At 39.8% G+C, this 15126-nt stretch carries 12 protein-coding genes; 8 read left to right on the forward strand and 4 right to left on the reverse strand.

Features of this window, described 5'->3' with window-relative positions; translation table 11 throughout:
* Nucleotides 1-26: 26 nt before the first annotated feature.
* Nucleotides 27-1553, reverse strand: coding sequence for an aldehyde dehydrogenase family protein (locus tag H1A14_RS19595; protein WP_194778002.1), 1527 nt, complete (start codon nucleotides 1551-1553; stop codon nucleotides 27-29).
* A gap of 233 nt (nucleotides 1554-1786) precedes the next feature.
* Between H1A14_RS19595 and H1A14_RS19600 the strand changes: the two genes are divergently transcribed.
* The 5 genes from H1A14_RS19600 (at nucleotide 1787) to H1A14_RS19620 (ending at nucleotide 7197) form a co-directional block, all read left to right on the forward strand.
* Complete coding sequence (locus tag H1A14_RS19600) at nucleotides 1787-2710, forward strand: AraC family transcriptional regulator (protein ID WP_194778003.1); 924 nt, start codon at nucleotides 1787-1789, stop codon at nucleotides 2708-2710.
* Between the two features lie 775 nt (nucleotides 2711-3485).
* A complete protein-coding gene (locus tag H1A14_RS19605) occupies nucleotides 3486-4199 on the forward strand; it encodes a GntR family transcriptional regulator (protein ID WP_194778004.1) in 714 nt (237 codons plus the stop codon).
* Nucleotides 4200-4228: 29 nt separating this feature from the next.
* Complete coding sequence (gene deoC, locus H1A14_RS19610; RefSeq protein WP_194778005.1) at nucleotides 4229-4987, forward strand: deoxyribose-phosphate aldolase; 759 nt, start codon at nucleotides 4229-4231, stop codon at nucleotides 4985-4987.
* 24 nt (nucleotides 4988-5011) lie between these two features.
* Nucleotides 5012-6112 carry a hypothetical protein gene (locus H1A14_RS19615; RefSeq protein ID WP_194778006.1) on the forward strand — a complete coding sequence of 367 codons (1101 nt, stop codon included), beginning with the start codon at nucleotides 5012-5014 and terminating at the stop codon, nucleotides 6110-6112.
* A gap of 167 nt (nucleotides 6113-6279) precedes the next feature.
* Complete coding sequence (locus tag H1A14_RS19620) at nucleotides 6280-7197, forward strand: sugar phosphate isomerase/epimerase family protein (protein ID WP_194778007.1); 918 nt, start codon at nucleotides 6280-6282, stop codon at nucleotides 7195-7197.
* A gap of 294 nt (nucleotides 7198-7491) precedes the next feature.
* On the opposite strand, the gene H1A14_RS19625 is transcribed toward H1A14_RS19620, so the two are convergent.
* Together H1A14_RS19625 and H1A14_RS19630 are read right to left on the reverse strand one after the other, a co-directional pair.
* The gene (locus tag H1A14_RS19625; protein ID WP_194778008.1) at nucleotides 7492-8073 is read right to left on the reverse strand and encodes a hypothetical protein; all 582 of its coding nucleotides are present in this window, start codon (nucleotides 8071-8073) and stop codon (nucleotides 7492-7494) included.
* 417 nt (nucleotides 8074-8490) lie between these two features.
* Nucleotides 8491-8886: a DUF2846 domain-containing protein gene (locus H1A14_RS19630; protein ID WP_194778009.1), complete on the reverse strand. Its 396-nt coding sequence runs from the start codon at nucleotides 8884-8886 to the stop codon at nucleotides 8491-8493.
* A 440-nt stretch (nucleotides 8887-9326) separates the two neighbouring features.
* Here H1A14_RS19630 and H1A14_RS19635 point away from each other — a divergent pair, with 440 nt between their 5' ends.
* Together H1A14_RS19635 and H1A14_RS19640 are read left to right on the forward strand one after the other, a co-directional pair.
* A complete protein-coding gene (locus tag H1A14_RS19635) occupies nucleotides 9327-9890 on the forward strand; it encodes an ECF-type sigma factor (protein ID WP_194778010.1) in 564 nt (187 codons plus the stop codon).
* Nucleotides 9891-12443 carry a serine/threonine-protein kinase gene (locus H1A14_RS19640; RefSeq protein ID WP_194778011.1) on the forward strand — a complete coding sequence of 851 codons (2553 nt, stop codon included), beginning with the start codon at nucleotides 9891-9893 and terminating at the stop codon, nucleotides 12441-12443.
* Between the two features lie 175 nt (nucleotides 12444-12618).
* On the opposite strand, the gene H1A14_RS19645 is transcribed toward H1A14_RS19640, so the two are convergent.
* Nucleotides 12619-14139, reverse strand: coding sequence for a thiol-activated cytolysin family protein (locus H1A14_RS19645; protein ID WP_194778012.1), 1521 nt, complete (start codon nucleotides 14137-14139; stop codon nucleotides 12619-12621).
* Between the two features lie 430 nt (nucleotides 14140-14569).
* On the opposite strand from H1A14_RS19645, the gene H1A14_RS19650 reads away from it, so the two are divergent.
* Nucleotides 14570-15010: a DinB family protein gene (locus H1A14_RS19650; RefSeq protein ID WP_194778013.1), complete on the forward strand. Its 441-nt coding sequence runs from the start codon at nucleotides 14570-14572 to the stop codon at nucleotides 15008-15010.
* Nucleotides 15011-15126 lie beyond the last annotated feature (116 nt).

Below are 15126 nucleotides of genomic sequence, written 5' to 3' on the forward strand. Positions count from 1 at the left end.
CAAAGAAATCCTTTGCTCCGGATCTATTAGAAGAAACCAAGTTTTTCTTTGCTGTAGGAAATCAGCATATTTTTGGTCTGACGGTAATGGTTAAGCATCATCAAATGATTCTCTCTTCCGAAACCTGACTTTTTGTACCCGCCAAAAGGTGCATGTGCTGGATAGGCATGGTAACAGTTTACCCAAACCCGACCCGCTTTGATGGCTCTGGGTACTTGGTAAAGCTCATGTGCATCTCTGGACCATAGGCCAGCACCTAAGCCATACATGGTATCATTGGCAATTTCAATGGCTTCCTCGGTGGTTTTAAACGTAGTGACCGAAGTGACAGGACCGAAGATTTCCTCTTGGAAAACACGCATCTTGTTGTGTCCTTTGAAAATGGTCGGCTGAATGTAATAACCGGTTTCCAGTCCACTGTTCAATCCTGCTTTGTCACCGCCACAAAGAACCTGAGCGCCTTCCTGTTTGCCGATATCCAGATAGGAAAGAATCTTTTCATATTGGTCATTGGACGCTTGGGCACCCATCATGGTGTCCTCAGCAAGCGGATGGCCCATTTTGATGGCTTTGGTTCTTTCAATTACCCTGTCCATAAATGTATCATAGATGTCCTCGTGCACCAAAATTCTGGAAGGACAGGTACAGACCTCTCCTTGGTTTAAAGCAAACATTACTGCTCCCTCTATCGCCTTATCAAAGAACGCATCGTCTGCATCTGCCACTGACTTCATAAATATATTGGGCGATTTGCCACCCAACTCCATGGTCACGGGAATCAGGTTTTCCGAGGCATATTGCATGATCAATCTACCTGTGGTGGTTTCACCAGTGAAGGCGACTTTGGCAACCCGGGTAGAGGTGGCCAAAGGTTTGCCTGCTTCTGGCCCAAAACCAGTAACAACATTCAGCACCCCTGGAGGAAGCACATCCGCGATCAATTCCATCAATACCATGATGCTGGTAGGCGTTTGTTCTGCGGGTTTTACTACCGTACAACAACCCGCTGCCAGGGCAGGGGCAATCTTCCAAGTAGCCATCAAAAGGGGGAAATTCCATGGGATGATCTGGCCCACTACTCCAAGTGGCTCCTGAAGGGCAATACTTACCGTATGTTCATCATGTTCGGAAATACTGCTTTCATCTGCCCTAATCACGCCAGCAAAATACCGGAAGTGGTCTACACAAAGTGGAAGATCGGCAGCCCTTGTTTCCCGTAATGCTTTGCCATTGTCAATGGTTTCGATTCTGGCCAACATCTCCAGATTTTCTTCTATGATATCGGCAATCTTGTTGAGCAACTTGCTTCTTTCTGCGGCAGATGTAACAGACCACTTGGTGAAAGCTTCATGGGCAGCATCTAGTGCCTTCTCTATATCTACTTTGTTACCCCTTGCAGCTTTGGAAAAAGGCTTGCCATCAATGGGTGAGATGTTGTCAAAATATTCTCCGGAGTCTGGTGCTACCCATTTTCCTCCTATAAAATGATCATACTTTTCTTTGATTTTCGGCCTTTCTACAGGCTTGGATGTTGATAATGTTTCTGTTGACATAATTAATGTTATTTTGGATTTGATCAAATTTCTCAAATAAACAACTTAAAAAATCCACCAATCGCATCATATTATCCACCTAACATGATCCTTGATTGACGTTTTTTATGACAAACCCTCAACCTTTGGTCTTTCTTTTCGATTATGTATAGGGGATCTGTTTGGATTTCCCCTTTCAAATGAAGGTTAATTTGCCTCAGAATTTGTATCTTTAATCGAGACAACAATTACCAATGACCCATACTAACTTTATTGCCGGAGTACCTTGGCGAAATGACAGGGACTTAAAAACATTGGTGGAAAATCGCACCACCTATACTTTAAACAATTGCGAACTCAATATTTTTGAAACCCATCAAGAGGCCAAAGATGTCAATCTTCGATTTGGAGATTTGGTATTGACGACCATGCTGAAGGGTAAGAAAGTCATGCATTTGTTTGACAGACCGGGTTTTGATTACCTGCCTGGTGAATCGGTAATCGTGCCTCCCAATGAAATGATGAAGATTGATTTTCCTGAGGCCCAGTGGAACAATCCCACCCAATGCATCGCTTTGTCCATTTCCAAGGAAATGATTGAAAACACGTTTAACCTTCTGAATGAAAAGTATCCCAATAAAATGATGACTCAAGAATGGGGACTTGACCTATCCTATTTTCACTTGATCAATACCAAAGACCTTTCAGAAATCATCAACAGATTTATCAGGATAGGGGTCAAAGAAAGATCCAAAGAAAAGGATGTCATTGCTTCATTGGCATTGAAGGAATTGTTGATCCGATTGACGCAAACTCAGGCAAGGGAAATGCTTGAGATGACTTATAAGGACATTGCTTCAAGCAACAGATTGGGATTTGTGGTGGAATTCATTAAAAACAACATCAGGGAAAACCTGACCTTAGATACCCTCAGTCAAAAAGCATGCATGAGCAAACCACATTTTTCAAGGACTTTTAAGCAGGAATTGGGCATGACACCTATGGAATTTATTCAGAATGAGCGGCTTAAACTGGCAGAACAATATTTAAAAATGGGAGATTTTCAAATTCAAGAAGTAGGATATATGTCTGGATTCAGCAATATCACTTACTTTATCAGGGTGTTCAAAAACGAATTTGGGTGCACACCGAAGGTTTTTAAGAAAAAATCGAATTAACCAAATAATCATTGGGTTTTAAATTTTTAGTACAAAATAAATTACCATTTTCATGGTATTTAAGATAGTATTTGGTAAGTTTAGAAAATTTTGGTGCTTAAAAGTTAAGAAAATAATGCAAAACGCCAAAGTTTGTATGGCTGTAGTCAGTTACAAATAAACCCAGCAAAGGAGTCTTTTAAGCAGACTCCTTTTTTTTTGGTTAAAATTTAAACCTCATTTTTAAAAAATCGTGTAGACTTTTGATAATTTGGTTAAAAAATGAACCTAGGACCTTCTGATTTTTTTTTGATTAATTCTCTGGTCTATAAAATTACCTGATCTTATATTTTTTTGTTCCATTCCGATAACTTGAATGAAAAATCAAACCCCATTCTAATTTTCATATTTTTTTAAATGGTTATCCGCTTCTTTGCCAATAGCCGAATATTTCGGAAGCTTGGCGTCGGTCAGGCCCGCCAGTAGTCGGTCAGGCCCGCCAGTAGTCGGTCAGGCCCGCCAGTAGTCGGTCAGGCCCGCCAGTAGTCGGGCAGGCCCGCCAGTAGTCGGGCAGGCCCGCCAGTAGTCGGGCAGGGATGTGCCGGACCTTTCAGTTTGCTGGCGAGAATTATATTGAATTACCATTTTACTGGCATCATTGCGTACAAACATGTTTTTTTTTCAAATCCTCATTGTAATCATGAAGTCAGAAATATTCAATTGAAATTTTCTTCTGCTATGACAATTTGAATACGCCCCAACTTGTATATACAAGTTGGAATTCCTATTTTTGGTTATGGAAACCTTTAAATACAGGGAACTGCATCAACTGCTCAAATCCCAAATCATCGAAGGAATGTATAAAGAAGGGGATTTGCTTCCCTCGGAAAATGAATTGTCTTCTTCACATGACATGACCAGGTCCACTGTGAGGCAGGCCCTTCAAAAAATGGAAAAAGAGGGCTATATCATCAAAAGAAAAGGGAAAGGCAGCATTGTAAATCTTAAGAAAAGGCGTTTGGGACTTTTGTCTTTTAAAGGTTTTTCGGAGGTAATCAGTCATACGGATGAAAAAGTCAACAATCATATTTTGGAGGGGCCAGTGTTGCAATCTTGGCCGGATGATTTTTTTTATGCCCTTTCAGATGCTGAATTAGAAGCCGAGTGTGTTTTTCTTCATAGGCTCAGGTTGATTGACCTAGCCCCCATTATGTTGGAATATACCTATATACCAAACCTTGACCTACCCAGATTCACAGACAAAAAACTTACCAACGACTCGTTGTTTGCCACGCTTGCCCTGAATTATGACATCGAAATTGTGTCCATGGATCAAGAAGTACGAGCGATCAAAGCTGACAAAGAATTGGCATCTTATTTAGAGACTGAAGCAGGAGAACCTATTCTTCATGCATACAGAAAATATGGAACTTCCAGAAGGGACCTTTTCATTTACAGTTCCCTGTTTTTCAACACAGATTCCTTTGCCATCGGAAGCTACTTTAAATAGAAATCCTCAAAAGTTAAACAATAAACAACATGTTAAAAGAAGTCAAAGAACTCGCCAAAATGATAGACCACAGTTTGTTGCATCCCACGATGACGGACAAAGACCTCAAAGAAGGATGTGAATTGGCCAAACATTACGATGCAGCTTCAGTCTGTATCAAACCTTATGCGGTCAAAGACGCAATCAAATGGCTGGAAGGTTCGGATGTCATGGTCTGTACTGTGATAGGATTTCCCCATGGAAATAGCAGCACAGATGTAAAAGTCTATGAAACCGAAAAAGCCTGTCAAGAGGGTGCTGTAGAAATCGATATGGTGGTCAATGTAGGCAAAGTCCTTCAGGAAGACTGGGCATATGTGAGTAAGGAAATTCAAGCGATTGTAGCAATCACTAAAAAGCATAAAGCCGCATTGAAGGTGATTTTTGAGAATGACTATTTGCCTGAGGACAAGTACAAGATCAAACTCTGTGAAATCTGCAGTGCTGCCCAAGTGGAATTTGTCAAGACATCCACAGGCTATGGTTTTATCAAAGGAAGCGATGGCAAATACAGTTATGAAGGCGCCACGGAACATGATTTGAAATTGATGAGGAAACACAGCGCCCCTGATGTGCAGATCAAAGCTGCCGGTGGGGTAAGGACCTTGGAGGATTTGCTCAAAATAAAATCCTGGGGAGTGACAAGGATTGGGGCAACTGCCACTGCTGCCATTTTGGAAGATGCCAAAAGGAAATACGGTGCTGAAACCGGTGATAAGCCTAATTTCAAAGAAGGTGTGGGTTATTAAGGCATTTTTATGGTCTCCAAAAATTTGCATGAATCCCGAGCCTTATTGAAAAAACTGGCCGAAAAGTTAAATGACCAAAAAATTGACCAATCCGTCATGATTGGTTTTGATGGATATGTGGATAGTCTTTATCGGGTCATTCAGAAAAAATCCGGGGTAGAAAACCACTTTTTTTCCAATATCTCAAGTTTTTCCGACCATATCAAAACCCTTTCAGGAAAGAGTGGACAAGTAGAATTATCCCTCAAAGAAATAAAAATCGGGGGAAACGCGCCCATCATGTCCCAAGCGATGGGTGCGATTGGATTTCAAGTTCATTGTATGGGCACTTTAGGTTATCCCAATATTCACCCCGTTTTCGACGATTTTCACCCGAATATTCAAATTCACAGTTTGGCCAACCCGGGACAATCAGATGCATTCGAATTCCAAGATGGCAAATTGATCTTTTCTGATTGTGGTTCTTTTGATGAGCTGAACTGGGAAAAAGTCAAAAGAAGAGTGGGGGTAAGTAAGTTAAAGGAAATTTACCTTGACAGCCATTTGGTTGCGGCTGTGGATTGGGTCAATCTTCCACACGCTTCCAATATATGGACTGGGCTTTTGGAAGAAATTGTAAAGCCAAATGGACCCAAAGACAAGAAGTTCTTTTTCGACCTTTGCGATCCTTCCAGAAAATCCAACCATGAAATCAGGGAAGCCCTTCAGATCATTTCCAGCTACACTGATTTTGGGGAAGTGACCCTAGGTCTCAATGAAAACGAAACGAATATCGTCTTCGCTGCATTGGAAAATGCAAGAAAAAAGGAATCTTCGATGGAAGAAAAAGCCAAGGTAATTTTTGATACCATGACAATTTCTTGCTTATTGATTCACCCTACCAATAGAAGTTTTGCAATTACCCAAAAAGGTGAGGTGAGAGTTGAAGGGAAATTGGTTGAAGAACCCAAGATCCTGACAGGAGGCGGCGACAATTTCAATGCAGGATATGCCTTGGGTTGGTTATTGGATTTGGAATTGGAAGAGAGGCTATTGCTGGGCATGGGCTGTTCCGGGGCCTATATCCAAAATGGAAGGAGTCCGAATTTAAGCGAATTGGGCGAATACTTGGAATCGTGGTTGTAACGCTGATTGGGCTGATGGTCGCAGATTTTTATATGGATTTTTGGAACAGGATCACACGTGTGTTATTTTCGATGGAAAGCTAATTATAACAGAATTAAATCAGTGTATATCCGCTAAATCAGCGTAATCAGCGTTCCAAAAAAACATCAACCTAAAATTCATCCCAAATGCTTAACCTTGGATTTGTAAGTGCCATTCTTGCCGAAAAGTCTTTTGAGGAAGTCATAGACTTTGCTGCTGCCAATCAATTTGAATGTGTGGAAATCATGTGCTGGCCAAAAGGCAAAGCGGAAAGAAGGTATGCTGGGGTCACGCATATCGATGTAGACACCCTTGATGAGAGCAAGATCGGCTACCTAAAAGATTATGCAGGAAACAAAGGGATTTACATTTCAGGTTTAGGCTATTACCCCAATCCTTTGGACGCAGATCAGGAAAAAAGCGACTTTTATTTTGCCCATATCAAAAAAGTTATCCAATCCGCCAGCAAAATGGGTCTTGAAGTTGTCAACACCTTTATAGGAGCCGACCATACCAAAAGCATATCCGAAAATCTAAAAACCTTTGCCAAAAGATGGCCAGCTATCATCAAGTTTGCCGAAGACCTCAACATCAAAATTGCCATTGAAAACTGTCCGATGTATTTTACTGCCGACGAATGGCCAAGCGGAAAAAACCTGGCGCATACCCCAGCCATTTGGGATGAAATGTTTTCTATTATTCCTTCAGATAACTTCGGCTTGAATTACGATCCCTCTCATTTGGTCTGGCAACAGATGGATGAGATACAACCCATTTATGATTACAAGGACAAGCTATTTCATATCCATCTCAAAGATGCCAAAGTGTACCGGGACAAACTCAACCATGTGGGAACCATGGCTCATCCTTTAGAATACCACTCCCCAAAATTGCCCGGATTGGGGGATGTGCATTGGAGAAATTTCTTTTCTGCTTTGACATCGGTGGGCTATAGAGGCCCAGTTTGTATAGAAGTTGAGGACAAGGCCTATGAAAAAACCGAAGCCGATAAATTCAAAGCAATTCTGACAAGTAGGAATTATTTAAGGCAATTTTTGGGGTAGGCATATTGACTCAGGGATGTGAGACACACACATTAGCGATATAGTTTTCAGGGAAAGTCAAAGGAAAGTGTAAACCTTGAAAATGCAGGTTATAAGAACATAGTATTCTGTACCAACTACCAAGACTGTACCCATATTTGGTACTTTGATTTAGATGTCTTAATAGTAAAGTCTTAGGTGGATCCTCGTTTCGTATTATTATAATCAAAACCTAATCTCCCGTTACTCACATCTCATCTCTCATTCAATAGCATCCCGAACCGGGGCCACAACTAGCTGACTCCTGAATGGATACTATTTCTTATTGGGAAATGTACCCGAAAAAGAAACACCAACTGAATTTCCCGAGAAAGTTTCCCCTTGTTGATCTTTATAGCTCATTGGTGTATAAGTCAAGGCGACCCACTTATATCCAAATTCAAATCGAGGGTTAGTCGTACTTGTATAAGATTCATCAGGGAAAACGCCATCACCTCTTAATTTAGGGTTCAAATGAGTGGTAATACCAACCCCAAACCTGAAGTCATCATTTATTTTCCAAAAGGGGGTCAAGTGAACAGGGAACCTCAAAAACATAATGTTTGCATCATCTGCTGCTGTAGGGGACCACTTTAAACTTATGGCAGAGCGAAGCATAAACTGCTTTAAGTTGGCAAATTGCAATTCTCCACCAAAGCCCAAGTTGATACCTTGGCCAGCCCGCATCGTTTGATCAGCACCATTGGTGAAGAATACTTGCAAGATTTCATCACCACCCCAATCGGCACCTCCTTCAATTAGAAATTTAGTAATAATTGGTTTCTCGGCATTTTGTGAGAATACCTGTGTTGCATTAAATAATAGGGCAAAGCACAAAGCAAGAAATACTTTTTTCATTTTTTTATAGAGTTGATAGATTTAGAAAAATGAACTTGATTTTAGGAAATGGGGTACGCAAATTATTTTGCAAATCAACAAGCTAAGAGGGACTGTGGGATTGCCATTAGGGGTGATAAATTAAGAGGTTAAACTTGAAATTGGCTAACAAAAATCAGGACAAATAGATAAAGAATTTTCTTTATAAATCCAGGATGATTTTATCGAAATCTAGATAGAAATCTAATCATTTTCAATAGGCATATGATAAATTATTATTATCTGAAAAAGCTTAAAATAAACTGGCTATTATCCTCTTTTTTTTGAAGAATTAGGATAGGTTAAAACCGTCCCAATGGTGCAGTTTTGGGTATAAGACTTAAACAAACATGAAATTATCTCCTATTCCTTCTGCATTGAATTTTTTAAAGATATTCTTTATCTTCCAGAAGACCCTATCAATTCTTTCCCTTCTTCTTCGGATACTTGATTACAATAAAACTTCCCTTTTCCAAAGGCTTTTGTTTTTGTCGTGAGGGTAATATAATAAGTTTGGCCTGCATCAAGGTTCAATGAGAGAACTGTTTCAGGGTCTGGCTTGATTTTCCCTCTGTATTGGGTATGGATTTCGTAGAAGCCTGGATCAATTTGATGAACAGAATACTTTCCTTCGCCCAACCTGCTTATTAATTTTTGATTGAAATAAGTGTAGTAGGGGACAAAATCATCAAGTCCATCAGGTCTTAACAAATAAACCGTGGCTTTCTCGCTTTGGGCTTGAACCTGAAATTGGACTGTAAAAAGCAGAGCAATTAGGTAAAATATTTTCTTCATAGACCTATAATTATAACTTCGAAAATTAAATAGAAACCGAATCATTTTCAATAGCATATTCGTGAATTTTTCGTTAATAAAAAGATTCGAATTTCTCTCAATTAACCCATATTCTCGCTGAACTGATAAATACAATGCAACTCTGACAAGTAGTAATTATTTAAGGCAGTTTTTGGGGTAAGCATATTGACTGAAGGAAATAAGTGGAGAGGCTTAGATTGGCATTAGGATAAGCATCTGAAAGTAAAAAACGTTAAGGATGTGAGTGAAGACACTCACATGGGCGGTGGGTAAGTGCGAACTATCTTTTTTAAGCATGATATGCTCATTGCCAGGTTTCATTGAACCTACTTCTCCCTAGGATAATCAATTGTTATTTAGTGTATTATCTATTTTTTCACTATTTTTAAAACTATCTATTCAATATTAAACAAAATGTTGTGGCAGATTTAAATTCCGTAGTTACAACTTCTGGTTCCGGTTTTCCTCAAAAATTCAGTATCCTCAGGTCCCAATTTCAAAACTGCTACCAGGAATTACGCAGTTTAGCTTCCAATAAGTTGAGATTTGAACATCAGGCCTTTACCCTCGATACGTCTGCCTTGGTTCATGAAGTATATTTAAAAATGGACCGGCAAAAGACCCAATTCGAAAACAAAGGCCAGTTTATGGCGATCGCTGCAATTGTGATGAGAAGGTATCTCGTAGATTATGCAAGGCAGAAACACCGTGTGAAACGTGGCGGGAATTTTATTCAGCTTACCCAAGGGGCATTAGGTAATGTGTTTTTGACAACTCCTGAGCAAGTACTCGAATTGGATGAATCTTTAAAAAGGCTTAAGCAAATCAATCCCCGACAAAGCCGGGTGGTGGAATATCATTTTTTCGGAGGGTATAAACATGAAGAAATTGCTGAAATGCTGGAAGTATCTATTGATACGGTCAGGAGAGATTGGAGATTGGCAAAAGCATGGCTAAGTACGGAGATGAAAAGTGCAATTTAGATGAAAAATCTGTCTTCCAGTTGGGCATTAGTTGAAACCTATTTTCATCAATTGGTGGAAATGGCAGGAGAAAGCAAAAGGAAGACATTAGAAAAAATCAAATCTGAAAACCCGGAATTACATTCCCTTTTGGTCCGATTACTTGCTGCGGATCAAAATACCCACCCAATTTTCACCAATTCTGCCGAAATTTTATTTGATCAATTCAGCTCGGATGAAGACCTGATCGGGGATAAAGTCGGCCCCTTTGAGTTGAGTGGTTTGATCGGTCAGGGTGCCATGGGTTCTGTATTTTTAGGTAATCGGGCCGATGGCCAATTTGATCAAAAAGTGGCCATAAAAATAATGAGGGCATTTGTATTGGACAATACAAATCAGGCCTTGTTTCAAAAGGAAAGACAAATTCTGGCAAACCTAAGCCACCCCAATATTGCGAAGCTATATGATGGCGGATTTACGGATGATGGTCGCCCATTTTTTACTATGGAATACATATCAGGAGAAGACATCATTACCTATTCCAAATCCAAGGAGCTTAAAACCAAAGAAAAGCTGGAACTCTTTTTACAGATAGCAGAAGCTATCCGATACGCTCATCGCTCATTTGTAGCTCATTTAGACCTAAAGCCAAAAAATATCATCATTGATCAGGACGACAGAGTAAAGCTACTTGATTTCGGAGTTTCCAAAATTTTGCAAGAAACTGAATTTCCGGATGAATCGGGCAGATTTACTTTGGCTTATGCTGCCCCAGAACAGATTTCCAAAGGTGTTCCAAACAGCAGCGCAGATATCTATTCTCTAGGTATAATTTTGTACGAATTACTTGGGAAAAAACATCCCTTCGAAGCCTACTTTGACAATCCTGGTGATTTAAAAAAGGCTGTGATGAGCGCTGAGTATGAAAAATTGGAATTAAAGGAAAATCAATTGTTTCAGGAAGATTTATCTCAAATCTGTATGAAGGCAATGCAATTTGACCCAAGTAACCGATATTCTTCGGTGGATTCGATGATCAATGACATTCGGGCATTTTTAAATGGTTATCCGATCTCAGTAAGAGAAAACGATTTGGCTTATGTAGGAAAAAAGTACTTTAAGCGTCAACAAAAAATCCTGACAGCCATAGGTGCTTCGCTCGTGATTTTGATAGGAATGGGAATTTTTTATGCTTTACAATTGAAAGAACAAAGGAATATAGCTATTAAAGAGGCCAAAAAAGCTGAGGAGATTACTGATCTGCTTTCGGATGTTTTTATGGCCGCTGACCCTAGTGCTAGTAGCGGAGATACCATCACAGCATTGGAATTACTCAACAAAGGAGTCGAATCTCTTGAAAAAAATCTGGGCAAAGATCCTGAACTCCTTGCCTCCATGCTTATTAAAATCAGTCCGATTTATCTCAGTTTGGGGCAGTATGAACAAGGTAAATTTCTGGCAGAGCAAGCATATCAAATCAATTCTGAATTATTCACCTATCCACACCCTGTTCTTGCCGAAAGTGAAATTTTAAAAGGGGATGTCTATTTTTTTTACGGGAAATTGGATTCAGCTGAATTTTATTCCAAAAAAGGGCTCAAACAATTATTGGATACCAAAACCAAAGATGAAATGAAACTGGCCAATTCAATGGATGGACTTGGCAACATCATTTATGAATTGGGCAGGTATGAAGAAGCAGATTCCATAATCCGGATCATCCATGCCATTCATCAAAAGCATCTCACCCCTCCCCACACCTCATTGGCCAATGACCTTCACATGTTAGGCTCCATTAAAAGGAAAATGCAAAAATACGATGAAGCTGAAAAATACCTGTTGGCTTCCTTGGAAATGAAAAAAGAGCTATTTGCTGAACCGCATCTTGAGCTGGCATTATCCTATAACCACATAGGCAGTCTTTATCAAAACAAAGGAGATGCTGAAGCATCAATCCCTTACATCAAAAAATCAATGGAGCAAAGAGAGGCTATTTTGGGAAAAAATCACGTAGAAACGATGGCCAGTGTTTCCAATCTGGCAAGAGCCTATTTCCATTTGGGTAAATTTGATGAGGCTTTACCTTTGTATCTGTCATCATTTTCTACGATTTCAGGCTTGTTTGGAGAAGAACATTATTACTATGCCTCTGTGGCAAATAGTTTGGGAATGACCTATTTTAATTTGGGGAATATTCAAGAAGCAAAAAACTACCTTTCCTTATCCGCTGAAGTAAACAAAAAGCTTTTTCCTGAAACTGACAAAAGAAATGCCATTAGTTTGATGAATCTTGCCAAAGTACTTGCTGCGGAAGAAAACCATTTAGAAGCCATCAATTGTTATAAAACGGCGTATAAGATTCTTGATTCAGCAGAAAAAAAAGACGATAGATTAATATCCCAATGCCAACAAGCGCTCGGAGAGTGCTCATTGGCTTTAGGGAATTATTCTACCGCCATAGAATACCTTGAAATGGCATTGTTGAATAGTCAATCCTCTGATGATGTTTCTCAGGAAACCATTTCCGAAATCAATGGTTCTTTGGAAAAAGCATATCTGGCAATAAATAATTGAGCATTTAAGGGTTAAATTCAAATATTACTTTGTCATGTTTGGGAATGGGCTAAAAAACCTGCCAGGCATTATTGCTAAGCTTTGAACCTGATGCATTTACAGCTCTTAAACATGGCAGGTTTTCTCCATTAGCTTATACATTGGCAAAGTTAGGTTAATTTTTCTCCTATGTATTTTAACATGGAGTGGTCTTGAAAGTAATGGATGTGAGATTGGAGTTGGTTTCATAGCAGGCTTTGGTAGGCCTGTCCCAATTTCTTTCAGCCACAAATTTCCAACTGAACCCATCAAGGACTTCTACTGTAAGTTTGATATCAAATGATCCTGCCGGCACTGTTCTGGTCACTTTATTCTGTAAATTAATGTTCCCGCTATGAATGGTTCTGTTGTAAGTAATCCCGTCTGTGAGTTGCTTATAGGTAATCGTAAACTTTATGATGGGCCCGATGAGTGCGGCATTTCTGTTGATTACTGAAACTTCTCTAGCGGGATGTTGATTTTGGTCACAGGTTTCTATTTGATAGTCGGTCGTATAACCCAATTTCGCAAAACTGTTGTCTTTCAGGAACCTCACCGTATAAGCAATCGGCACCCCGGGGTTACTTTTGCTAAAAACCGCATTTTCTCCTTTTATAATCGATTCAAGATCACCGAATTTGGTAGCTGAAACAATTTCACTGGCCACTTCTGCATTTCCGCCTATGGCCAAACTTGTAATATTAGATGTGTTGAGGATATTTTTATATTTAGATTCCAGGGAACCTGAAGCATTTTTCAATCCAGTTGCATAATTGAAAGCACCTTCAATTTCCAGATCAGATGCCATGGTAGTCGTAACCATCCTGAACATAATGATTCTTCCGTATGCAACAGAATGTACATAAGCTGGAGGAGCTTGGGGACCAAACACGGATTCCACCTGGGAAAGAGAGACTTTGTTACTGAAAAAATCTGAAGGCTTACTTGGTACATCCAATGAAACGGTGTAAAAAACCTGCTTGAATACCATCATTGCTACTTTTTGGGTTCTGGTACTTTCATATTTGAATTGGGATTCTACGCTCCCTGCTGCCCAACTGACATTCAATCCTACATCCAAACTCAATTGTTCGTAGGAATACGAGGTTGAAATTGAAGTAGAGGAATTGGCAGCATTGACATATCCTTCTTGGGCGGCATTTTCATGCCACCAGTTTAAAGCCTCATCCATTTGGGTCTGAACATTGGAATTGTCAGGTTTTTCCACTTTAATGGTTCCTCTCTCTCCCATTCCCGGTAAATCCAATCTCATAGAAACCGGTGCACGATCCAAATTGACAGGAGTTGGAAGACCTCCCATCATACTTTTATCTCCAATCACCAAGGATCCTGGATAGACTATCCCGTTGGTAGGGCGAAGTACGGCTATTTCTTCAAAATTATTCCTTAGGTTGTACCGCTCCGTAGTGCATACGATAGTTCCTCCGCTTACTCCTGTGGTGTTGGTACTTTCTCCTACTTTAGTTCTTAAGCTTGATGAATTTCCGGTGTTTTGGACATTCAGCAGTTCATTTGGATCATAGCTTAATGATGAAATAAGGTCGTTGATCTCCGGGGCGTCGGGAGAGAGGGTGGATGGTTCCTCTGTTTCCTGACAGGAAAGGGATAGCGCTCCTAAAAGCGCAAAAATGAATTTGAATTTGAATAAATTTTTCATGGCGTATAGATTAATGGTTATAATCGTTACGCGTCAATTATTCCCAAAAGTGGTAATGAGGTCGGGAAAATAATTCAATTATTTTTCATCATTTACCTAATAATCAAAGGATACCAACCAAAAAAACCTTCACAAACTTGCCAATGCCACCAAGCTTAGTATCCCGGAAATTCCACCAAGGCAACTTCTATTGTCACGGCTGCTGCACAATATGCCCATGTAGCGCTATGCCTACCGCTTTTGCCAGCAAAAAGAAATCATGGTTCAAATATGGAAGTTCTAACTCTAAAAGTTGAACAGCCTATCCACTATATTGTAAAAACAAAAGAATTGTGGAATTTTGAGATATCTGGTGCAATTGGTGTTATTTCGCCAGTGTAGTTATTCTTGACCAAAATGCAGCAAGCTGTACAACTTAACCCTCATTGTCATGCAAAACTTTATTGAACTCTGGAGAGAAGGCCGTACCCGATTCACCAATCAATTGGCTTCAATCAGTCCCGAAGACTTATTTAAGAAATTGGGGAACAGTCCAAATTCAGCAGGATTTTTAATCCGGCATATGGCCGAAGTAGAACTGCTCTTTGCCAAAAATGTATTCGGAAACATGGATGTGAAGGTGGATGCCCAGACCCTCAAGGCAGGAAAAGATACTGGAGAATGGACAGATTTGCGATCATTGAAATCCATAGTAGAGGAAGCTGGAATCCAACTGGAAAAAGCCATAGAAAGTCAAAAAGACTGGGATGCTGTCATTGAAACCAAAGAATTTGGAAAAAAAACCAAAGCGGAAGCTTTAGGCCGGATCAGCACACATACCGCTTATCATGCAGGGCAGTTGGCGGTTGTTGTAAAGTATGGCAAACCTTAACACGAAGGAAATGTGATCTAACTCAATTGTTATCCAAAGGATTTTCATTTTTTGGGTAAAATGAGAACTACAAAAGTCAAACATGTTATTTAAAAGTAAATTTTAATGGCCATTTT

This window comes from Pararhodonellum marinum (assembly GCF_015354735.1).
GTDB classification, from domain to species: domain Bacteria; phylum Bacteroidota; class Bacteroidia; order Cytophagales; family Cyclobacteriaceae; genus Pararhodonellum; species Pararhodonellum marinum.

What these genes read in the sequence shown, in the direction of transcription:
- H1A14_RS19595 (WP_194778002.1), bottom strand. Translation starts at nt 1,553, where the DNA reads ATGTCAACAGAAACATTATCAACATCCAAGCCTGTAGAAAGGCCGAAA.
- H1A14_RS19600 (WP_194778003.1), top strand. Translation starts at nt 1,787, where the DNA reads ATGACCCATACTAACTTTATTGCCGGAGTACCTTGGCGAAATGACAGG.
- H1A14_RS19605 (WP_194778004.1), top strand. Translation starts at nt 3,486, where the DNA reads ATGGAAACCTTTAAATACAGGGAACTGCATCAACTGCTCAAATCCCAA.
- deoC (WP_194778005.1), top strand. Translation starts at nt 4,229, where the DNA reads ATGTTAAAAGAAGTCAAAGAACTCGCCAAAATGATAGACCACAGTTTG.
- H1A14_RS19620 (WP_194778007.1), top strand. Translation starts at nt 6,280, where the DNA reads ATGCTTAACCTTGGATTTGTAAGTGCCATTCTTGCCGAAAAGTCTTTT.
- H1A14_RS19625 (WP_194778008.1), bottom strand. Translation starts at nt 8,073, where the DNA reads ATGAAAAAAGTATTTCTTGCTTTGTGCTTTGCCCTATTATTTAATGCA.
- H1A14_RS19630 (WP_194778009.1), bottom strand. Translation starts at nt 8,886, where the DNA reads ATGAAGAAAATATTTTACCTAATTGCTCTGCTTTTTACAGTCCAATTT.
- H1A14_RS19640 (WP_194778011.1), top strand. Translation starts at nt 9,891, where the DNA reads ATGAAAAATCTGTCTTCCAGTTGGGCATTAGTTGAAACCTATTTTCAT.
- H1A14_RS19645 (WP_194778012.1), bottom strand. Translation starts at nt 14,139, where the DNA reads ATGAAAAATTTATTCAAATTCAAATTCATTTTTGCGCTTTTAGGAGCG.
- H1A14_RS19650 (WP_194778013.1), top strand. Translation starts at nt 14,570, where the DNA reads ATGCAAAACTTTATTGAACTCTGGAGAGAAGGCCGTACCCGATTCACC.